The sequence below is a fragment of the Mesorhizobium sp. M3A.F.Ca.ET.080.04.2.1 genome (assembly GCF_003952525.1).
In the GTDB taxonomy this organism is placed as follows: domain Bacteria; phylum Pseudomonadota; class Alphaproteobacteria; order Rhizobiales; family Rhizobiaceae; genus Mesorhizobium.
The window spans coordinates 199,430-220,716 of sequence record NZ_CP034451.1 but is presented as its reverse complement, the minus strand read 5'-3'; the positions used below and the strand labels follow the sequence as shown (position 1 = coordinate 220,716).

The window sequence follows — 21,287 nt, the reverse complement described above, 5'->3', positions numbered from 1 at the left end:
CCGGCAAGTCGCTTGATGCAAACGGTCGATAAGGTCAAACCATGAGCACTGCTTCCTCTATCGAGTACGATCCCATCCTCATTGCCATTCTGCAGCGCCAGCTGGATCACATCAGCCTGCAGATGGGGATGATCATGGTCCGCACTGCGCGAAGCCCGATCTTCAGTCAGAGCCATGATTTTTCTTGCTTTTTGAGCAACGCGAACGGCGAGACCATCGCCCAGGCCGACGGCTTGCCGATCCATTCGGGCAGTGGCGGGTTCGCGGTCCGCGCGGTGTTGAGGGATTTCGCCGGGCGCATCGAGCCGGAAGATGTTTTCATCTTGAGCGATCCGTATGCTGCCGGCGGCAACCATCTGCCTGACTGGACCCTTATCCGCCCCGTTTTCGTGGATGACGAACTGATTGGGTTTTGCAGCAACCGTGCGCACCAGTCCGATATCGGTGGCGGCGCAGCGGGTACCTACAATGCGAAGGCGACCGAAATCTTTCATGAAGGGATTCGCTTGCCCGTTCTCAAGCTGATCGAGAAAGGCCAACTGCGTGACGATCTGTGGCGCATGCTGCTCTTGAATTCGCGCTGCCCGGATCTGCTGGAAGGGGATCTCGGTGCCATGATCGGTTCGACGCGCATCGGCGGTCAGCGCCTGGCCGATGTCGTCAGCCAGCTGGGTGTCAAAAAGGGCAACGCCTACCTGGACGCCCTTCTCGATTACGGCGAGCGGCGGATGCGCCAGGCAATCTCGGAACTACCAAGCGGTACGTGGGAAGCGTCGGACGTCAGCGACACGGACTGCTTCGACATCGTCAACGTCGAAACCCGCGTCAAGCTTACAATTGACGGCGATACGATGACCTTTGATTTTGCCGGAACGTCACCGCAAATCAAAGGCTTCAAGAATAGTGGCATCGCCAACACGCACTCGGCTGTGTACTGCGCTCTTTCCGCGTTCCTGGATCCCGAAATTCCCCACAATGAGGGGACTTATCGCTGCGTGAAGATCATAGCCCCTGAGGGAACGATCGTGAATGCGCTGCCACCGGCGCCGATGACGATGAATACAGTCTATCCAGCAATCGATATTATGAACGCGTGCTGGGGGGCGCTGGCGCAGGCTGATCCGGAGCGCGCTTGCGCGGGCTGGGGCAAATCCGTATTCGGAATTTCGTCCGGCAAGAAGCCTTCCGGAGGCGTCTTCGTTCTGTACCACTGGCATGGCAGCTCGGGTGGCGGCGCGGTCAAGGGAAGGGATGGGTTCCCCACCACCAGCCACCAAATGACACTGGGCGGAATGTTCATCCCCAACATTGAAACCTATGAACAATCCTATCCGATGCGCGTGCATCGCTACGAAATGCGCAGCGATACCGGTGGCGCTGGCCAATACAGGGGCGGACCCGGCGTCGATTACGTTGTCGATGTGCTGGCCGGCGGCGAACATCTGCTACGCGGAGAAGGTGCCCGCAAACCGACAGGTGCCGGTGTCAACGGCGGGCAATGGGGTGTCAAGGGATCGATAAAGGCATTCGATCTGGCGACTGGCGAGGAGCTTCGTTGTCCGCCCTACGGCGTTGAAGAAGTCGAGCCGCTCCATCTGGTCATTGAAGCTTCAGCCGGCGGTGGCTGGGGTCATCCGCACTTGCGCGATCCGGAGGCCGTTTTGCGTGACGTCCGTGACGGCGTTGTCTCGCGGCAGGCAGCGCTTCAAACATATGGAGTGGAGATCTCCGAAGATGGGAAATCTGTTGTGTCTACCGCAGCGAGGCAAAGGTCAGGGGCGCAGCCGTTCGCCCACTGATTTTGGTGCATGTCCGAATGCTTCATTGCGGAGCTCCGAAACATGCAACTTTCTTTGATGCTTTCGGCAGGGATTCATACGCCGACGAAGGGATGGGACGAAAATGAGCAAAAAGCGTGCGATTGAGATTTTGCGAGACTATCACGATGCCTGGTCGAGTGGAGACATCGAAAGGGGGTGCAGCTTCTATGCCAAGAACCTGGTGGTCCACATGGGCGGTACGCATCCCGTCCTTTCCAGAGATTTTCATGGCGCGAAAGACTTTCTCGAAGGTTGGGTGAACAAGGTCGCAGCCTACACCGACAAGTGGATTACGGGGGGCGAGGCCGGCCACGATGAAGTCATCGCAGAATCGGATGACGCAATCCTCATCATGGTCCATGAAATCTGGTCGCGTGGCGACAAGCGGGTCCGTACCGACCGGCTTGCGGCCTACCGTTTCGAGAATGAAGAAATCGTGGAGTGTTGGTTCAGCGACATGCGCCAGGCAGAAGTCGATAGTTTTTTCGCCGGCATTCAATGAGCCAGATCATCATCCGTTGATCGACCCTTGCAGGCGGCTTGGCTGCGATTGGCCGAGGGTTGATCGTGTTCTCGATAGCTGATGCAAGCCTACATTTCGGGCAGACCTAAAATTGGAAGGAAGAAAGCGCCATGCCCGACTTCATCGTTGTAGGCGGAGGATCTGCTGGATGCGCGGTGGCCGGCCGATTGAGCGAGGATCCCGACGCGTCGGTGACATTGTTCGAGGCAGGACCCAGGGACAGCAGCATCTGGATCCGGTTTCCGGTCACGTTCTATAAGTCCTTCAAGAGCTCCTTGATGCAATGGTACAAGGTCGAAACCCTTAAGCATCAGAACAATCTTGAAACTCAGGTCGGGCAGGCGCGCGTCCTGGGCGGCGGCAGCTCACTCAATGGTTTGATCTATATGCGAGGGGCGCCTTCAGACTACGACCGCTGGGCTGCCCACGGGGCCGACGGCTGGGGTTATAAGGATGTCCTTCCGTACTTCCGCAAAGCAGAAAACAATGAGGTCTATTCGAATGAAGCGCACGGGCAGGATGGCCCGTTAAGCGTATCGAACCAGCAGCATACTCTTCCGCTGACCAAGGCTTGGGTAAAAGCCTGCCAGGAGGCCGGTATCCCCTTCAACCCGGATTTTAATTCTGGAGACCTGAAAGGAGCTGGCTTCTACCAGTTGACGACTAAAAATGGCCGTCGATGCAGTTCAGCAGATGCCTATATTCACCCGGCCCGAAAACGACGTAACCTGAACGTCGTGACGAACAAGCAGGTCACAAAGATCATCGTTGAAGGCGGCCGTGCAACGGGTGTTCAATACCTCGACAACGGCCGACTGGTGACCGTGCGTGCGGAGCGCGAGGTGGTGGTCTCCTCCGGGGCCATCGGATCGCCGCGCCTTTTGCTGCTTTCGGGCATCGGACCTGCAAGCGATCTCCAACGCATTGGCGTTGATGTGGTGCATGATCTTCCAGGCGTCGGTCAGAATCTTCAAGACCATACCGATTGCTTCCTAATCTATAACCTTAAGTCGGATACCAGCTACGACAGGTACAAGAAGCTGCGCTGGCAAGTGGCCGCGGGCGTGGAATACGCACTGTTCGGTAGCGGGCCGGTAACCTCCAACATTTGCGAGGGAGCGGCCTTCTGGTGGGGAGACAAGACGGATCCAACGCCCGATCTCCAGTATCACTTCCTGGCCGGCGCCGGCATCGAGGAAGGCGTTGAAACCACCGCGAGCGGCAATGGATGCACACTTAACGTCTATGCCTGCCGCCCGAAATCGCGGGGCCGGGTTGCCCTCAGATCTTCGGACCCGAGCGTTGCGCCAATTGTTGACCCCAACTATCTGAGCCATCCCTACGACGTAGACCGCATCGTTGACGGCATCCGGCTCGGCCAGGAGATCATGGCGCAGCCGTCGATGCAGAAATTCGTCAGTGAGGCGCATCTGCCTCAAAAGCCGCTCACAACGCGTGCGGAGCTCGAGGCCTTTGCCAGAAAGTACACGCAAGGCGCTTACCACTTGAGCGGCGCCTGCAAGATGGGGACAGACGAAATGGCTGTCGTGGATCCTCAATTGCGCGTCCATGGCATCGACGGTCTGCGTGTCGCCGACACCTCGGTCATGCCATTTGTCACATCCAGCAACCTGAACGCTCCCGCGATCATGATCGGTGAGCGCGCCGCCGATTTTCTCAAGGGAAATCGTATCTGAGACCTATCCATCCAGGAACTCTCGCGACGGCTCTGGCCAGCGGCCACAGATCTTCGATGCTTGATTGAGTAGGGCCCCGGAAGGGGGAGCAGGAGAACCAATGAAACTCGTTTCTTACGAACTATCCGGCTCTTGGCGGCCAGGCATCGTGCTTGAGTCCACGGTATTTGATATTGCGGCCATCCTTGGCGATCGTCACGGTCAAGCCCCTGGCTCGGTCTCCTCTATAAGCGCTCTGCTGCGCGAACACGGAGCAGCATTGCCGGAGCTGTCAAAGCGGCTCGCCGCTGGTGCCCGCGAAAATCCGCGGGCTGCTGTTGGACCACTCGAAACCACGCGGCTTGGCCCGCCCGTCACGGATCCGGCAAAAGTGCTTTGCATTGGTCTCAACTACAACGATCACGTTGCCGAGACCGGCCGGGCGCTTCCCACCCATCCCGATATCTTTGCCAAGTTCGCCAGCACGTTGATTGGCCCGTTCGAAGAAATTCGCTGCTCGAACATCACGCAGAATCTGGATTTCGAAGGTGAACTTGCGATCGTGATCGGTCGCGAATGTCGGGGTGTCAGCGCGCAAGACGCGCTCGACTTCGTGGCTGGGGTGATGGTCCTGAACGATGTCACGGCACGTGATCTTCAGTATCGCGGAACGCAGTGGTTGGCGGGGAAGGCGGTTGACGCTTCCACGCCTTGCGGCCCTGCAATTGTTACCCTTGACGAAGTGGGAGATGTGCAGAATCTTGACATCAAAACCCGTGTGAACGGAGTTGAAGTTCAGTCCTCCAACACGCGCTACATGATTTTCCCGGTGCGCGATCTGGTCTCTTACATTTCATTTTTTCTGACCCTCTCGCCGGGAGATATCATTACCACCGGCACACCTCAGGGCATCGGCGCCAAGCGCCAACCTCCATTATGGCTGAAGCCTGGCGATACCGTTGAGGTCGAGCTCCAGAAAGTCGGCCTGTTGCGAAACATCGTCCGCTAGCGAGAGGTTAGGCGACATCAAAGGATGTGGTGCGAGGATCGGGGATGGCAACGGGCCATCTCAGTCGGCACGTTGCAGTTCGCTATCGGGTCGTGCAGATACAACCCGGAGCCGTCTGGCTAGGGCGCCCGGTGTGGACCTTCATTTCTGGGTTGTCGAATGAAATAGCCTCAGCTCTTTTCTGAAGCGCGCCGGCGTTTCTTGGGGCCGTTCGATAGCAGGTACTCGCCGGAATTGACAAGAAATCGTTCATTCTCGCGGATTCTGTGCTGCGCCACCTCACCGAGCTTGCTGATGGTCAACGCAGCAAGGATATTAGAAATAGCAATCGCTCCTAAAGCGGATTCGGGAAACGCGCGGCCGGAGCTTTGTGCTACGAAATGCAACGGCCCCGCGAACTTGCTGATCGGGGCGGCGAAACTGTCGGTGATGGCGATAACTTTTGCACCCGCGTGAGAGGCCTTTTCGGTCAACCTGTGGACTAGCCTGTTGAAAGGAGCAAAAGTTACCCCAACGAAAGCGTCACCTGGGCGGATATCGTCAAGCGCTCCCTCAGGCGCTCCACCAGGAACATCCAATAGGACTATGTTTGGCCGAGCCTTCTGCAAAGTGTAGGCAAGGGTGAACGCGGGTGTGAAGGCGGTTCGGCGGCCGATCACATATATCTTAGGGGCGTGCACAAGCACTTCGACGGCATTGGCGAGCTTTTCTTCCGACAGATGGGACCTTGCCTGCTCAACGACAGCCAACTCGGTAGCGAAGAAGGAATCGACAAAATCCTTCAGCCCCGAGCTCTTTCCCATTTCGGTGATGAGGGTGCGCGCGCTCGACTCGTTGCGGCTGATGGACTGGCGATCGCGTTGATTGCGCTCTTGCGTTGCGTCGATGAACTGCTGCCGGAATTCTCCATAGCCGGCGAATCCCAACTTCTGCGCCAGCCTCACCAGGCTCACGGGTTGGATGCTTGCGCGTCGAGCAACTTCCCGCATCGTATAGAACGGGATGTCGTCGGCATTGTTTATTACGTAGTGAGCCGCATCCACCGTCTGTCCAGACAGTTCGACGCATATCTTCTTAATACGGTCAAGCAGATCTGTTCCGGTCAAAAGATCTCTCCGGCAAGTCGAGGGGGCACAGCGTCTCCCCGGGGGAGGTACGGCGTGGACCACTTGACGAATCCCGCCCACCCCTACTTGACACACTTCAAGCGTCGTCTGCAACAATTGATCCATGAGATTATCTCTTCAGCCGAGATCGCCTGGCATCATTTGGGCGCCTGGCTGGGTTTGACCATGGCGCCGACCGATGGCGAAGATTTCAGTCGCGCCCTGTCGTTCGCATAGGCGACCGCGCCTTGGACGGAACCCGAAAATTGGTTCACCCCGGACAGGCAGTTGAGTTGGCAAAACGCAGAGTTGATAAAATCCAAGTACTTCCACGTTGCTCATACTCGATGCGTCGGTGTCGCAGCCGCTCCATTTTGGATCTCAGCGCAGGGCATATGGATCGCAATTCGGTCCCTAGCAGTCCCGCCGTCTTCCACTGTCAAATGTCGATTTCGTCTCGATATCGCAAAGTCGATACGACCTCCCGGATTGCAGCCAAAAATGCTCGGATCACATGATCCACTTGACAAAGCATTGGATCATGCTGTTGAGTACAGAAACAAGAACCGCTGAGGATGGGTGAGAACGGGCTACGGATCAGGAACGGTAGGCGGGCCGCATGCTGCCGAGTGAACCAGCCAAAACGACCCCGTCTCGCCAATTCTGATAAAAATGGATGATCTGCTCCCATCACCGATCAAAATTTGACAGTGAGGGACGGGCGTCTGAAGGTAGAGACAGGAAAAGAACTGCCGCTTGAGCACTTGTCGGAGAACGAGGCTTCAGCTTGCAGGGGAACAACGATGATGAAAACGCCACCAACCATGGCAGATCCGCGGCAACGCTAACCGCCTCGCCAAAATCCGATCAAGGGAGACCGGCTGTCTCTCTAATCGCATTCGCAACGCGAATGGGGGTGAGATTGTTCTCGCGCGGCATTCGGCGGAACGGGCTTGGCATCGGCAAGGTCCATTGGTTGCTGAGGGAGAACTGGATTTGCAGCGTATCCGTTCCATCGAATGGTTGTTTGGTACTCCGGACCGAAGCGGCTTCTCCGGCAATAACAACGCAACGAACGTAGGAAGTATTAGCAGGACCATGGCTTCAGTAACATTCCAGAGCGTATGGAAGCGCTTCGGTGCAGCCACAATTATACATGACCTCAACCTTCAGATTTTCGACGGCGAGTTCATGGTTTTTGTCGGACCGTCTGGCTGCGGCAAGACAACGACACTGCGAATGTTGGCTGGCCTTGAGACCCCGACTTACGGCAAGATCTTGCTGGATCAGAAAGATGTGACGCTTACGCCGCCTGGCGGCCGCGACACGGCGATGGTGTTCCAGAGCTACGCTCTTTACCCCCACATGACGGTTCGCAAGAATCTGGCATTTGGTCCAGGCGTCCGCGGCGAACCAAAGGCCGACGTAGCGAACCGCGTCGAAAGAGTCGCGCAGCTGGTTGGTCTGGACAAGCTTCTGGATCGGCGGCCGGCAGAACTGTCAGGAGGGCAGCGTCAGCGCGTCGCGTTGGCCAGAGCCATGATCCGCCGGCCACGCCTTTTCCTGCTAGACGAGCCGCTTTCCAACCTTGATGCGGCCTTGCGGTCGCACATGCGGACGGAAATCTCGGATCTGCAAAGGCAGCTCGGGGTGACAACCGTTTATGTGACACATGATCAGGTCGAAGCCATGACGATGGGTCACCGCATCGCCGTCTTTGACAAGGGTCGTATCCTGCAGGTCGCTACCCCGGCGGAATTGTATCGTAGCCCCGCCAATAAGGCGGTCGCCACGTTTATCGGTTCGCCGAAGATGAACGTCTTGCCTGCCACGGTTCAAACGGAGGGCGGCAGCGCTCGCTTCAGCAGCCTTGGCACCACATTCAAGCTGGCATTGCAGGCGTTTTCCGATGCTCTGCCGGCGGAAGTGGAACTCGGCATTCGTCCCGATGACCTGCATTGGACGAAGGATGCCCCCTCGCGCTGCTCGCAAAAGATAACCGGTACGGTCGCGTCCATCGAGACAACCGGCTCGGAAACATTTGTGCTGGTCAATGTCGCTGGGACAGAGATCAACTCCAGATTTCCCAGCTTTGCTCCCGTTCGCATCGGCGACCAGGTCGATCTGGTATTTGATCCAAGAGACCTTCACTTCTTCGACAGTATTTCTGGCGCGAACCTTTGTTCACCTCAGAAAGAACTGCTGAGCGCGGCCGAACCGGCGCGATCGGTAGGTTGAGCAATGCAACTGAAATTCGGCCAACAGGTGGAACACATGAACTGCAGCAAGGAGGAACGAATGACCATTGCAAATACAGGTTGCTCGCCATCGTCGCGAAAGCGTCGTGGCAAGCTTATTACCGCGGCGCTGGTAGCATTGGCTTGCAGCGCGGCTGGATTCGTTCAGCAGGCTGCCGCCGCCAACGTCAAGGTTGCATATGCCCTTGACTACATGTTCTCCAAGCCGGAACTGATCACAAAATGGTACGGCAACATCAAGAAGGAATTCGAAGCCGCCCATCCCGGGGATACCTTGGAGCTCGTTCCAATTCCCGGTGGCTATGAAGACTTCATGACGAAGCTCAGCCTTCTGTACAACTCACCTAAAACGGCACCCGACATCATTCACGTGATGAGCGTCAGCATCGGGCAATTTGCCGATGGCGGTCTTCTGCTTCCCTTGGATGACAAGGCCAAGGCAGCTTCCTGGTGGCAGGACTTTCCGAAGCCCGTGCAGAACGAGGGTTTGGTCGATGGCACCCACTATGGCGTTGTCGTGGGCATCAATACCTACCAGCTGCTGTTCAGCCGCCCATTGATGGAGAAGGCAGGCCTGTCGGCCGATTGGACACCCAAGAACTGGGACGACATCCTCACCGCGGCGCGCGCCATCAAGAAGGCGGTTCCGGACTCCTGGCCTATTTGGCTCATCACCGGCACCGCCCAGGGACCAGCAAGCCTAGGTAATGGGCCTGGGCTGTTGCTGACGGCCTCCAGCGAGCCCAAGATCTACGACCAGAAGACCAAGAAGTGGGTTGTCGACAGCAAGGGCATCCGCGAGGTTCTGGAGTTCTACAAGAAGGCCGCCGCCGACAATCTGCTCGCCCCTTCGTCGCAGATCATGAACCCGAACGCGACCAACAACTCGGCGACCATCTTGCCTGAGGGTAAAACGGGTATCGTGTTTGCAGGCAACTGGATCCCGATTGACTGGAATCCCCAGGTTTGCACGCCGTGCTGGGGAGAAAAGGAGCAGGAGACCATCGGGTCGACGGCAGTTCCAACGTCGAATGGTCAGGCCCCGCACACCGCCGCGACGATGGATACTCAAGCCGCGGCGATCTACAAGGATACGCCGAATCCGGATCTGGCGTGGGCTGTAGTCAACATCATGACCGAAAAGCAGCAGCAACTTGATCTGAGCGCATGGGGCCCGGCTATTCCGCCGACTCCTGCGCTCAGCAAGGATCCGGTATATCTGGGTTACAGTCTGCCGCGGTTCCAGACGAGCTTTGCGGATCTTACTGCGACAGCGACCAGCATGCCGTCCAGCCCCGAGCTTCCTGTCTGGGCTTATGCCTTCCAGATGGCAACGCAGACCATGGTGCTGAAACCGGATACCTCGATCGACGATGCTGTCAAGGTGATGCACAAATACGTCGCCGATCAGCTGGGAGAGGATAAGGTCGAGACGCTGCCATGAGTTCGTCCCTGTCCTTTGGCGTGCCAATCGCCAAAGTCGGAGCTCAAGAAGGGGGGGCTGTCAGCCCCCCCGACGGCCCGCGCCTGGACAAGCCGCGCGTCGATCCTGTGAGCTTCGTGTTTCTTTCGCCGGCGGCCATCCTTCTCGGCGGCTTGTTCATTGGCCCGGTGCTCTATGCGATCTATCTGGGTTTCACGAACCTTCAGCTGATCGGGCTTCATGCAATCCACTATCAGTTCACGGGCCTGGCCAATGTCATCGATCTGGTGGACGATCCGACGTTCTACCAATCCATATGGTCGACCCTGGTCTTTGTCGTCGGATCCGGCGCTGTGGGAGCCACATTGCTGGGCTTGATCCTGGCGATTGCCATGCAGGGCAGTGCCGCGCCAGCCAGATGGGTCGGCAATACATTCGCCATCCTGGCCTGGACGTTGCCGCCAAGCACCATCGCCTTCGTCTGGCTCGCCACGACCACGCAGTCAGGCATTATTGCAATGCTGGTGGGCATGCCTAATCTGGATCTGCTTTATCAGCATGCCATGCTCTTTGTGTCGTTGGCCAATGCCTGGTCCTTCGCGGGCCTCAGCCTGATCATGTTTTCGGCTGCGCTGCGCAGCATTCCGGAAGATCTTTATGAAGCAGCCCGACTTGAAGGAGCTTCTTCAGCTCAATGCCTGATGCAGATCACGATACCGATGCTGAAGCCAACCATTGTTACGGTGGCGCTGCTGATGATGCTCCAGACGTTTGGCAATTTCACGATCGTCTATCTCATGACAGGTGGCGGACCCGGCAATGACAGCAACATTCTGCCGGTCTACGCCTATCTGCAAGGATTCAAGTTCCACAAGCTTGGCTATTCGGCACTTCTGGGCAACGTGATGGTCTTGCTTTCGGCCATACTCGGCTGGCTCTTCCTGTACTTCGGGCGAACGCGTCGCTGAATGCTTCCACCCAGAAATCATCGACCAGTCGGTTGTTCATAAGAGGTCGTGGAAATGCATGCATCCCCGCTCACCAAAACTGATCTCCCCTGGGGCGGTCCACCCCCGACGAATCCGCCTTGGGGCGATCTGCCGTTGAACAAGCCCAGGTCCTTCACCGTCGGCAAGCTGATCAGCAACACCACGGTATTGGTCATCACGCTTTTCTTTGCCATCCCAATGCTTTGGCTCGTGCTGGCGTCTATCGACCAAACGGCGTCGTTCCAGTTCAAGATGCCTGTCCCGACGGTCAACCACTACATCACGGCTGTCGAGGCGGAAAACCTGAGCGCATTGGCCAACAGCCTGGCTCTATCCGGCATCGCAATGGTTGTCGGTACAACCGCCGCATTCATGGCGGCTTATGTGTTCTCGAGGCATCATGTGCCCTTCAAGAACCCGTTGATGTTGACCATCCTGTTTCTATCGGGGATTCCGATCTCGATCCTGATCGTCCCGACGTATAAGATGTTTGCCATCTTGGGCTGGTTCTCGCTTGTGCCCACCGGGGTTCTCCTTGGTGTGACGGGGCTTCCGTTCCAGATCTACCAGTTGAAGAACTTCATCGATGCGATCCCTTCGGAACTCGAGGAAGCGGCCTTTATGGAAAGGGCCTCCAGCTTCCAGATACTTCGTCTGGTGATTTTCCCTCTCACCAAGCCCGGCCTGGCATCGGCAGCCATCTTCGGCTTCGTCAACGCCTGGGGTAATTTCCTCATCCCCATTGTGCTTCTGAGCGATGTTGATCAGCAGCCAGCACCTGTGCGTTTGTACGGCTTCATGGGATCCACCTCGATCAACTATGGGGCGGTGGCTGCCTATTCGATCGTCTATTCTGTTCCGGTGCTCGTTCTGTTCCTGAGCATGTCGCGCCAGTTCAAGGCCGGATTCTCGCTCGGAGGGGCCGTGAAGTAATTAGAGGCGGGAGCGGCATCCGGCGGGCCAAGGCATTTTGGATCGTCCCACGCTTGGCCGGGCCGGTGACCTCAGCGGCGTGACCTCTTCGGTGTTGATGTCGCCGCTTCCGCTATGTCGGACTGCGAGGAAAGCAAGGCACGGCTAACGGCTATGGCGTGCTCCACTTGGGCGTTCAGATCGCCCTCGTCGCCTGACCATCTGCACCAGGAGGTCGCGCTGTCCAACACGGCGACTACTACATGCACGGCGGTCTCGCAGTTTCTATAGCCCATTTCATGTGCGGCAGCTTCATACATGCGAGGAAACAGTTGCAGCCAATAGCCAATTTCCTCTCTGATTTCCGAGGGAAGGAACCCGCCAATGCGGTCCATGGCCACAAGAATGTCCCAAAGGTCGCTCTCTGGAAGCGAAAGCTGCCGCGAAAGATGTACCCGCACCATCGCATCCCAGATTTCGTTCGCGCCGTCACATTGATCGACTGCTTCGAGGAATGCGCTTCCCCATTCGTAGTAGTGCCAGCGCATCGACTCGGTAACGATTTCGTCGCGGCCGGCCGGGAAGTGGAAATAGATGCTGGACGCCTTTACCCCTATGGCCCTGGCGAGACGCCTCATGGTGACGGATGAATAGCCTTCCGTCGTGGCAAGCTTCAAAAAAGTCTGCAGTATCTCGCGCCGCCGCGCGGTCTGCCCTGCCCAGTCGAATTTGTCCAGATGGCGCCTTAGTTCGTCACGCGCAAGCTGTACCTGAGCTGGAAGAGACATCTTGGTTCCTATCACCCTCGGCAAAGAATCGATCCTCGCAACCGGGCTGTTTGTACCTTTTCGAAGGTGACGACGATAGCGTCACCGTGGAGCGCAAGCCGAGGGGCAGAAAGCAGCTATTGGCTGAATCATGGACCTTGCAAATGCGCATCGTTTTATCTAACGTACGTTAGTTAGGTTATGATGCCTTGCCAGTGGCGTCCATGATCGGAGTTAGCTTTGAGCGGGCAGGCCCGCCTTTGCAAAGAGCGGTCCTGGAGCTTGGCCGTTCTCGATCCAAACGCGTCATCGCCAGCGAAACCCATCTTGAGCCAGGGACCCGATGTCAGCTCTGCAACTCTCCCATGATGAACTTTTGAAGGTGTATCGAACGATGCGGATGATCCGCCGGTTCGAGGAGCGTGTGATGGAGGAAATGGGGACCGGTGACATTCCGGGCAACACCCATCTCTATGCTGGCCAGGAGGCGAGCGCTGTGGGGGTTTGCCTGCAGCTTGAGGAGGGCGACTACATCTCGTCGACCCATCGTGGTCATGGCCATTCGATCGCCAAGGGCGTCGACATCGACAGCATGATGGCGGAGCTGTTCGGCCGCGCCAGCGGCACCTGCGGCGGCAAGGGCGGCTCGATGCACATAGCGGACCTCCGCAAGGGGATGCTTGGCGCGAACGGCATCGTGGCGGCCGGCGCGCCGATCACCTGCGGGGCGGCGCTCAGCATGAAGGTGCTGGGCTCCAGGCAGGTCGCGGTGGCCTTTGCCGGCGACGGCGCCATGAACGAAGGGGTGATGTCGGAGAGCTTCAACCTCGCCAAGATCTGGAACCTGCCGATCGTCTTCGTCATCGAGGACAACGGCTTTGGCGAGGCCACCGCCAACGCGGCTGTGTCGGCCGGCAGCTTCACCCGGCGCGCCGAGAGCTATGACATCCCGACCCTGGAGGTCGACGGGACGGACGTGTTTGCCGTCTACAGCGCCGCCGGCGAGGCGGTGGAGCGGGCGCGAGGGGGCGGCGGCCCGACGATGCTGCATGTGCATGTGCCGCGCTACTACGGCCATTACAGCGGCGACCCCGACACCTACCGCACGCCCGAGGAGAAGAAGGCCATGCGCCAGGAGCGCGACTGCCTGGTCAGCTTCCGCCGGCGGATGAAGGAGGTGTCGCTGCTGGAGGAAGCCGAGCTCGACGCGGTCGACCAGGAAGTCGAGGCGGCGATCGACCAGGCGGTCGCTGCTGCCCGGGCGGCGCCGTTCCCGCCGCTGTCGGCGCTGACCAGCGATGTCTATGTGAAGTATTTGTGAGGGGCTGACGGACAATGGCACAAAAATCTTTCCGGCAGGCGCTCAACGAGGCGCTGCACTTCGAGATGGCGCGCGACCCGCGCGTCATCATGATGGGCGAGGACCTGACCGGCGGCGCCGGCGCCAATGGCGTCAAGGATGCCTGGGGCGGCGCCTTCGGCGTGACCAAGGGGCTGCTTGGCGCCTTCGGCCCTGAGCGCATCCGCGACACCCCCATCAGCGAGGCGGCCTTCATCGGCGCTGCCGCGGGGGCCGCGCTCACCGGACTGCGGCCGATCGCCGAGATCATGTTCGTCGACTTTGCCGGCGTGTGCCTCGACCAGATCATGAACCAGGCGGCCAAGTTCCGCTACATGTTCGGCGGCCGCGCCAAGACCCCGCTGGTCATCCGCGCCACCTATGGCGCCGGCAGCCGCTCGGGCTCGCAGCACACCCAGGCGCTGCATTCCATCTTCACCCATATCCCCGGCCTCAAGGTCGTCATTCCCTCGACGCCTTATGACGCCAAGGGGCTGCTGTTGCAGGCGATCCGCGACGACGATCCGGTCATCTTCCTGGAGCACAAGATGCTCTACGACACGGTGGGGGAGGTACCGGACGGCGCCTACACCATTCCCTTCGCCGAGGCGCGGGTGGCGCGCGATGGCAAGGACGTGCTGATCATCGCCATCGGCCGCATGGTCTCGGTTGCCGAGGAGGCTGCCCGCAAGCTCGCCGCCGATGGGATCTCGGCCTGCATCATCGACCCGCGCACCACCTCGCCGCTCGATGAGGACACGCTGCTCGACTTCACCGACAAGATCGGGCGTGTCGTCATCGTCGATGAGGCCAATCCGCGCTGCAGCGTGGCCACCGACATCTCGGCGCTGCTCGCCGACAAGAGCTTCGATGCGCTGAAGGCGCCAATCAAGCTGGTCACCGCGCCGCATTCGCCGGTGCCTTACGCCCCCAATCTGGAAGACGCCTACATCCCCACGGCCGCGGCCGTGGCGAAGGCGGCGACTTCGATTGCCAAGAGGTAGATGAAGATGTCGACGATCGAGGCCGTGACGGTGCCCAAATGGGGCATGACGATGACCGAGGGCACCATCACCCAGTGGATGGCCAAGGAAGGCGACAGCGTCGCCCATGGCCAGGAACTGCTGGAGATCGAGACCACCAAGGTCACCAATGTCGTGGAGGCGGCGGCAAGCGGCATCCTGCGGCAGATCGTGCTGAAGGAAGGCACGACCGCGCCGGTCGGCGCGCTTGCCGGCGTCATTGCCGACCAGGCGGCAAGCCAGGAAGAGATCGATGCCTTCATCGCCTCCTATGCCGACCGGCTGGGCGCATCCGGGGACGGGCAGGCGGGCGCTGTGGCGCCGCGCGCGATTGCCGTCGGCGAGGGCGTCATCAACGTGCTGGAGACGGGACTGGCGGGCGAGGAGGCGGTGGTCTTCCTGCACGGCTTCGGCGGCGACCTGTCGACCTGGCTGTTCAACCAGGCGGCCATCGCCGAAACGCACCAGACCATTGCCATCGACCTGCCCGGCCATGGCGCTTCCTCGCCGCTCGCCGGTGGCGATGACCTTCTGGCCAGGATCGTGACCGCCGTCGAGGCAGCCCTTGAGGCGGTGGCGCCGACCAGGATCCATCTGGTGGCGCATTCCTTCGGCGGCGCGGTCGCCGCGGTCATTGCCGCCAGCCAGCCGCAGCGTGTCGCCTCGCTCACACTGATCGCGCCGATCGGCCTTGGCAAGACGATGAACCGCGACTTCCTTACCGACTTCATCGCCGCCGAGCGCCGGCGTCCGCTGCTTGGCGTGCTGGAGCGCCTGTTTGCCGATCCTTCCAAGATCACCAGCGACATGGTCGAGGGCACGCTGCGCTTCAAGCGCCTGGAGGGCGTTCCGGAAGCGTTGACGGCGATTGCCGACATCATCGCCGACGACACCGGCCAGCGCCAGTCGATCGCCGAGGCGCTTGCAGGCCTCAAATGCCCGGTGCTGCTGATCTGGGGCGACCAGGACCACATCGTGCCCGTGCCTCAGGCCGCCGACCTGCCGGCCAACGCAAAACTCATCATCATCCCAGGCGCCGGACACATGCCACAGATGGAAGCCGCCTCAACCGTCAACAACGCCATCAGCGAAAATATCAAGGGGTGAGGCACGTCTGGGGAGGTCACCAAACCTTCGTTGAGAATTTATGACGGTCAGCCAAAAGCAGGAAGGTAAACGACGTTGAACTACTACAGCAACAAGGTGGTCATAATTACAGGTGCGGGGTCTGGTATGGGCCGGGCCATGGTCGGTGAGTTCGTGTCCAGGGGAGCAAATGTTGCAGCTTTGGACATCAACCTTGACCGCGCCATTGAAACGGTGGAGAAGCTGGAAAAGCCATCCATGGGCCTTCCCCTGCAAGTCGACGTAAGCGATGCACAAAGCGTCAAGAATGGCGTAGACGCGGTCATTGCCCAGTGGGGTCGAATTGACCTGCTTTGCAACAATGCTGGTATTCTTGACGGTCACGCGCCCGCCCACGAAGTGAGCCTCGAGGAATGGAACAGGGTCATGGCCGTCAACCTGACCGGGCCCTTCTTGATGTCGCGCGCTGTCATCCCGCAGATGTTGAAGCAGGGCAAGGGCGCCATCATCAACACCTCTTCGACGTCAGGCTTTAGCGCCGCAGGAGGTGGGTCGGCCTACACGGCCTCGAAGCACGGCGTTCTCGGACTGACGCGTCAAATGACGTTTGAATACGGCGCGCGCGGCATAAGGATCAATGCGATTTGTCCTGGCGCAACCGCGACGCCCATGGCGATGCCGGAGCATACCACATCGAACTCACCGGACATGGATCTGGCGATCAGCAAGGTGCCTGCGCGGCGATGGTGCAAGCCAGAAGAGATCGCCCGGTTGGCTGCGTTTTTAGGGAGCGATGACGCGGATTATGTTCATGGAAGCGCCTATGTGATGGACGGCGGCTGGCTCACGGCGGCCAGGGACCCATTCTGACAACTGCGCCGACCACTTTTTTTGATAATCCTGGATGGATAAAGGGTCGACTGCTGCAAAAAAATCGGCCATGTTTCCCAGGGATGTAAACGATAACATTTGAGGCCGTGGAGCTGACGGGAGAATAGTTCCCGTTGCCTTCGGCAAGCGTCCAGCAGAACTGCGAAAGGGAAAATCGATGAAGGAAAAGCTCGTTGTCGTCGCTTTGGTCAATGCCAACAAGGGCAGTGAGGACCTGCTTCGCCAAGGCCTCATGACTCTTGTCGAGGTGGCCCCCAAAGAGCCGGGCTTCGTCCAGTACGATCTGCACGAGTCACTCGAGAACCCGGGCCAGTTCCTCTTCTATGAAATTTGGGAAAGCGAGGACGCGCTCAACGTTCACAACAATACCGAAACGATGAAGGCGTTCGGTGCGAAGGCAGGTCCGTGGATTCAGTCGGTCACGCTGAGCAAATATAAGCGACTGCACTGAACGGCCGAAAGGCCGGCGCATGGGAAAATGGGAGAGGCCTACATGGTCAGAATGGAATGGCCGGCGATAGGAATTGATGGTTTCCGGCGCGGTTTCACGACCGTCGACGGCGTCAGGCTCCATCACGTAACCGGAGGACGCCCGGACGGCGAGGTGTTGGTTCTGTTCGCCGGCTTTCCGCAGAGCTGGTACGCCTGGCGCAAGATTCTGCCAGCGCTCGGCAAGACTTTCAGGATTGTCGCACTCGACCTTCCGGGGCAGGGCGATTCCGATCGCCCAAGAGCTGGCTGTGACACGATGAGCGTAGCCAAGATCGTCCGTAAACTTCTCGAAAAGCTAAACGTCGATCGTCACTACCTGGCTGCGCACGACATCGGTGCCTGGGTGGCGTACCCTTACGCAGCCTTGCACGGAGCCAGTGTCGCGGGCTTGGCCATTCTAGACACTGGTATACCTGGCATCAGTCTGCCCGACGCCCTGCCATGGTCTGCGGAAGTCGCATGGCGCACCTGGCATGTTGCGTTTCACAATGTGCCCGATTTGCCGGAAGCTCTCATCGATGGGCGCGAGCATATCTACCTTCGCTGGTTCCTGGAGCGCAAAGCGGCCAATCCGCAGATTTTCTCAGACGCCGACCACGAAGAATACTTGCGCGTTTTCCTGACCAACGGCCTCAAAGGCGGTCTTTCCTATTACCGCGCAGTCTCAATGTCTGCCGAGCAGAACCGTGCGTTGAGCGCCAAGGGAAAGCTTGAAATGCCGGTGCTTGCGGTGCGCGCCGACCAGGGATCGATGCCGGATCTGGTTGCGCAGCTGCAAAAGATTGCGACCAATGTCCGTGGCACAGCCGTAGAAGCGTGCGGCCATTATCTGGCAGAAGAACAACCCGACGCGCTTGCACGGGAACTGCTCGGCTTTTTCGGCTGATGCCGGCGCGTGGGCAAAATCTTCACCCTCCCAAGACGGGTGTATCGCGGCGGCTGCGGTTGATGGAAGGCCATCACCGCAGCCGTTCAACCTTGCTGGTATTTGGCAGGTTATCTCCGACCGGGGCGTCGGAAATAGTCGCTCTGCCCGGTTGCACAGGCGGGGGCTTTCTCCAAGGTATGTTGCCCCAGCATACCTCGGGTTGCTTCTAATCTTTCCCTGAGAGGTGCGAGATGAGTTTAGCGGTTGGTGTGATCGGCGCGGGTGTGATGGGTTCTGAACATGCCCGCATCCTTCGCAAGGAAACGATTGGTGCCCATCTGGCGGCAATCTGCGATGCAGACGAAGCCCGAGCTCGCTCAGCTGCCGGCGACCGTCAGGAACTGGTGTTCACTGACCCATTGGCCCTCATCAACTCCGATCGGGTCGAGGCGGTGGTCATTGCTGCGCCGGATTCCACACACAAGGGCCTTGCCCTGGCTTGCATAGAAGCAGGCAAGCCAGTCTTGTGCGAGAAACCCCTCGCGGTGACTGCAGCCGAAGCATTTGAGGTGGTCGAGGCAGAGGTCGCAAAGGGGCGGCCGCTCGTTCAGGTCGGCTATATGCGGCGTTTTGATCCGCCATACATTGAGATGAAGCGGGCTCGGGAAGCCGGCGAGATCGGGGATCCCGTGATCCTGCACAATGTCCACCGAAATGCCGTGGTGCCGGCGTGGTTCACTGGTGCGATGTCGGTTACGAACGCCTTCGTTCATGAAATCGATGTAAGCCGCTGGCTGTTGGGCTCCGAGATGGTGTCGGCCCAGGTTCACTGTGGAGAAGGCGGCGATCCGCTGATGATCACCATGGTGACCGATCGGGGCACGATCGTTTCGACAGAGGTGTTCATGAACTGCCGCTACGGCTACCACGTGCACGCGCAACTCGTTGGTCGCCACGGCACCATCGAGACAGCGGTGCCGGTCACGACGCTATCAAACGCTTCTGGAAGGCACGGCTTCAGCTATCCTGATAACTGGGTGCCCCGCTTTCGAGCCGCCTATGCAAACCAGATGAATGCATGGGTGACGGCCGCCGCCGGCGGCCAGAGTTGCGGCGGAGCAAATGCCTGGGACGGATACGTGACGACCTCGATCGCGGAGCAGGTCGTGGCTGCGCTGGAAACGCGGACGCTGACTCGACTTTCTCTGCCACCGCGCCCCGCCTTCTACGACTAGCTTGCGAACATGACAGCTTTTGCCTCCTGCGCAGCTGCGCAGTGTCCGGCCAGGTTGTCTCATTCAAGCCGGTCTTCTTCGACAAAAATGAAGGCACGAACTGTCTCGGCTTTTGAACTCGGGACGAAAAAACCAGGAAGATAAGCATGATCAGATACGCCGTTGTCGGAGCGGGTTGGATCGCTCAAGAGGCATTCATGCCGGCGATCGAACAGACAGGAAATTCTGCCTTGGCGGCCATCGTATCGGGTGATCAGGACAAGGCCCGAAAGCTCGCCGATTTCTACGGGGTCGAACGTGTGGTCGGGTATGACGCGTTCGATGCCCTGATCGAAAGCTCCGCGGTAGATGCGGTCTATATTGCGGTACCCAATCCGTTGCATGCAACTTATGCCATCCGAGCGGCCAAGGCGCGCAAGCACGTAATGGTGGAAAAGCCTATTGCGACAAGCGTGGTTGACGCGCAGGCGATGATCCGAGCGGCTCGGGAAAACAATGTGCTGCTCATGACCTCTTATCGTCTCCATCACGAAGCGGGCACCGTGGCTGCGTTGGACGCCGTCCGGTCCGGCAGGATTGGCGAACCTCGGCACATCTCGGCAATTTTTGGTTTTCAATCTCAGTCCGGCAATCATCGTCTGGATGCGCGTCACTGGGGCGGCCCGCTTCAGGATATCGGCATCTATTGCATCAACGCCGCACGGCACATTTTTGCCTCGGAGCCGGTCGAGGCGATCGCAATGACGGCGAAGTCAGTCAAGGATCCCCGTTTCGGCGAGATCGACGAGGCAGTCTCCGCGACCCTGCGGTTTCCGGGAGACAGGCTCGCTCAGTTTTACTGCAGCTTCGGCAGTTCCGAGATCGATATGTATCGCGTCGTCGGAACGGAGGGCGACCTGATGATGGAGCCTGCTTTTCGCTTTGAGAAGGCCAATCGCTTCCGTTTGAACATAAACGGCAAAGTTGAGACGTTTTCGTATCCGCTTTCCGATCAGTTTGCCGGGCAGATAGCCTATTTTTCCGACTGCATTCGCGACGGCACCGAACCGGAAGCGGATGGCGAGGAAGGTCTTGCCGATCTGCGCGTCCTGTTGGCCGTCGAGAAAGCGGCCCAGACCGGTCGGGCACAAAAGATTTCATCCCCCGCTCGCACCCGCCACCCAACAACCGATATGGTGAGAACCGCACGCACCACGACCAGACGACTGTTGGTTTAACCAACAGACCAGACACTTTGATCGCGATCGGGGCATTCCGGCCGATCGGGTGGCGCCGTGCGTCCCAGACAATCGGTCAGATGGAGGCGGCGCTGCGTGATGCCTGGTCATAATGACCAGAAAGCGCGCGCATGCGGAACGCCACCGAAGACAGCACCTCACTCGATACTTCCGTAGCCAGCACCGATTTGACGAGCAGCTCTTCGCGGATCGCGGCATAGCGGCGGCAGGCGGCCTCGCCCTCTGGAGTGATCATCGCCAGCTTCTCCTTGCCGCGCCGGCCGGACTTAACCAGTTTCAATCGCTCAAGCTTCTTCAGCGCGTAGGCGACGACATGAGTGTCCTCGACGTTGAGGACGAGACAGAGGTCAGCAAGCGTCTTCGGCTTGGCGCGGTGGGCGATGTTGTGAAGCACCAACACGTCGATGGCCGACAGATCTGGCACGCCGGCAGCCGTCATGCAGCGCACAATCCAGCGGTTGAAGGCATGGCTCAGCATGATCATGCCGAACTCTATCTCCGACAGAGCTGGCAATGCACCGCCGGCCAGATGTCCCGACGAAACGATGGGTCCTATCGGTGCCTGGCTGATGCCTGTGTTGTCTGCGTTTTTGCTCATCTGACCTGCCTCCATTTTCTTTTACGATAACATAT

General features: G+C 59.0%; 20 protein-coding genes. 17 read left to right on the top strand and 3 right to left on the bottom strand.

The window, feature by feature from the left end; genetic code table 11:
* Window positions 1–41: 41 nt before the first annotated feature.
* The 4 genes from EJ074_RS01010 (at window position 42) to EJ074_RS00995 (ending at window position 5,028) form a co-directional block, all read left to right on the top strand.
* Window positions 42–1,799, top strand: a complete 1,758-nt coding sequence (locus tag EJ074_RS01010) for a hydantoinase B/oxoprolinase family protein (protein WP_129552619.1) — start codon at window positions 42–44, stop codon at window positions 1,797–1,799.
* Between the two features lie 103 nt (window positions 1,800–1,902).
* Window positions 1,903–2,322, top strand: a complete 420-nt coding sequence (locus tag EJ074_RS01005) for a nuclear transport factor 2 family protein (RefSeq protein WP_129552618.1) — start codon at window positions 1,903–1,905, stop codon at window positions 2,320–2,322.
* A gap of 131 nt (window positions 2,323–2,453) precedes the next feature.
* Window positions 2,454–4,040, top strand: a complete 1,587-nt coding sequence (locus EJ074_RS01000) for a GMC family oxidoreductase N-terminal domain-containing protein (RefSeq protein WP_129552617.1) — start codon at window positions 2,454–2,456, stop codon at window positions 4,038–4,040.
* Between the two features lie 100 nt (window positions 4,041–4,140).
* Complete coding sequence (locus tag EJ074_RS00995) at window positions 4,141–5,028, top strand: fumarylacetoacetate hydrolase family protein (protein WP_129552616.1); 888 nt, start codon at window positions 4,141–4,143, stop codon at window positions 5,026–5,028.
* A gap of 170 nt (window positions 5,029–5,198) precedes the next feature.
* On the opposite strand, the gene EJ074_RS00990 is transcribed toward EJ074_RS00995, so the two are convergent.
* A complete protein-coding gene (locus EJ074_RS00990) occupies window positions 5,199–6,134 on the bottom strand; it encodes a MurR/RpiR family transcriptional regulator (RefSeq protein WP_129552615.1) in 936 nt (311 codons plus the stop codon).
* Window positions 6,135–6,188: 54 nt separating this feature from the next.
* On the opposite strand from EJ074_RS00990, the gene EJ074_RS00985 reads away from it, so the two are divergent.
* From EJ074_RS00985 to EJ074_RS00965, 5 genes are all read left to right on the top strand, one after another.
* Window positions 6,189–6,371 carry a hypothetical protein gene (locus tag EJ074_RS00985; protein WP_129552614.1) on the top strand — a complete coding sequence of 61 codons (183 nt, stop codon included), beginning with the start codon at window positions 6,189–6,191 and terminating at the stop codon, window positions 6,369–6,371.
* A gap of 759 nt (window positions 6,372–7,130) precedes the next feature.
* Entirely contained in the window at window positions 7,131–8,372 is a 1,242-nt protein-coding gene (locus EJ074_RS00980; RefSeq protein ID WP_348626983.1) for an ABC transporter ATP-binding protein, read from the top strand.
* Between the two features lie 60 nt (window positions 8,373–8,432).
* Window positions 8,433–9,836 carry an extracellular solute-binding protein gene (locus tag EJ074_RS00975; protein WP_129552613.1) on the top strand — a complete coding sequence of 468 codons (1,404 nt, stop codon included), beginning with the start codon at window positions 8,433–8,435 and terminating at the stop codon, window positions 9,834–9,836.
* On the top strand, window positions 9,833–10,783 hold the full coding sequence (locus tag EJ074_RS00970) for a sugar ABC transporter permease (RefSeq protein ID WP_129552612.1): 951 nt from the start codon (window positions 9,833–9,835) through the stop codon (window positions 10,781–10,783). The genes EJ074_RS00975 and EJ074_RS00970 overlap by 4 nt, the downstream gene beginning before the upstream one ends.
* A 135-nt stretch (window positions 10,784–10,918) precedes the next feature.
* The gene (locus EJ074_RS00965) at window positions 10,919–11,737 is read left to right on the top strand and encodes a carbohydrate ABC transporter permease (RefSeq protein ID WP_245454780.1); all 819 of its coding nucleotides are present in this window, start codon (window positions 10,919–10,921) and stop codon (window positions 11,735–11,737) included.
* 71 nt (window positions 11,738–11,808) lie between these two features.
* On the opposite strand, the gene EJ074_RS00960 is transcribed toward EJ074_RS00965, so the two are convergent.
* Window positions 11,809–12,504, bottom strand: coding sequence for a TetR/AcrR family transcriptional regulator (locus EJ074_RS00960; RefSeq protein ID WP_129552610.1), 696 nt, complete (start codon window positions 12,502–12,504; stop codon window positions 11,809–11,811).
* A gap of 322 nt (window positions 12,505–12,826) precedes the next feature.
* Between EJ074_RS00960 and EJ074_RS00955 the strand changes: the two genes are divergently transcribed.
* From EJ074_RS00955 to EJ074_RS00920, 8 genes are all read left to right on the top strand, one after another.
* On the top strand, window positions 12,827–13,804 hold the full coding sequence (locus EJ074_RS00955) for a thiamine pyrophosphate-dependent dehydrogenase E1 component subunit alpha (RefSeq protein ID WP_129552609.1): 978 nt from the start codon (window positions 12,827–12,829) through the stop codon (window positions 13,802–13,804).
* Window positions 13,805–13,818: 14 nt separating this feature from the next.
* A complete protein-coding gene (locus tag EJ074_RS00950) occupies window positions 13,819–14,826 on the top strand; it encodes an alpha-ketoacid dehydrogenase subunit beta (protein WP_095806394.1) in 1,008 nt (335 codons plus the stop codon).
* A 6-nt stretch (window positions 14,827–14,832) separates the two neighbouring features.
* A complete protein-coding gene (locus EJ074_RS00945) occupies window positions 14,833–15,951 on the top strand; it encodes an acetoin dehydrogenase dihydrolipoyllysine-residue acetyltransferase subunit (protein ID WP_129553963.1) in 1,119 nt (372 codons plus the stop codon).
* A 75-nt stretch (window positions 15,952–16,026) separates the two neighbouring features.
* Window positions 16,027–16,800 carry an SDR family oxidoreductase gene (locus tag EJ074_RS00940; protein WP_129552608.1) on the top strand — a complete coding sequence of 258 codons (774 nt, stop codon included), beginning with the start codon at window positions 16,027–16,029 and terminating at the stop codon, window positions 16,798–16,800.
* A 178-nt stretch (window positions 16,801–16,978) separates the two neighbouring features.
* Window positions 16,979–17,272, top strand: a complete 294-nt coding sequence (locus EJ074_RS00935) for a putative quinol monooxygenase (protein WP_129552607.1) — start codon at window positions 16,979–16,981, stop codon at window positions 17,270–17,272.
* Between the two features lie 42 nt (window positions 17,273–17,314).
* Entirely contained in the window at window positions 17,315–18,199 is an 885-nt protein-coding gene (locus tag EJ074_RS00930; RefSeq protein ID WP_129552606.1) for an alpha/beta fold hydrolase, read from the top strand.
* A 233-nt stretch (window positions 18,200–18,432) separates the two neighbouring features.
* Window positions 18,433–19,416, top strand: coding sequence for a Gfo/Idh/MocA family oxidoreductase (locus EJ074_RS00925; protein ID WP_129552605.1), 984 nt, complete (start codon window positions 18,433–18,435; stop codon window positions 19,414–19,416).
* Between the two features lie 146 nt (window positions 19,417–19,562).
* Window positions 19,563–20,633 (top strand): Gfo/Idh/MocA family oxidoreductase, encoded by a 1,071-nt coding sequence (locus EJ074_RS00920; RefSeq protein WP_129552604.1) that lies wholly within the window; start codon window positions 19,563–19,565, stop codon window positions 20,631–20,633.
* Between the two features lie 76 nt (window positions 20,634–20,709).
* Here EJ074_RS00920 and EJ074_RS00915 read toward each other — a convergent pair whose 3' ends face one another.
* The gene (locus tag EJ074_RS00915) at window positions 20,710–21,252 is read right to left on the bottom strand and encodes a winged helix DNA-binding protein (protein ID WP_095806498.1); all 543 of its coding nucleotides are present in this window, start codon (window positions 21,250–21,252) and stop codon (window positions 20,710–20,712) included.
* Between the last annotated feature and the right edge of the window lie 35 nt (window positions 21,253–21,287).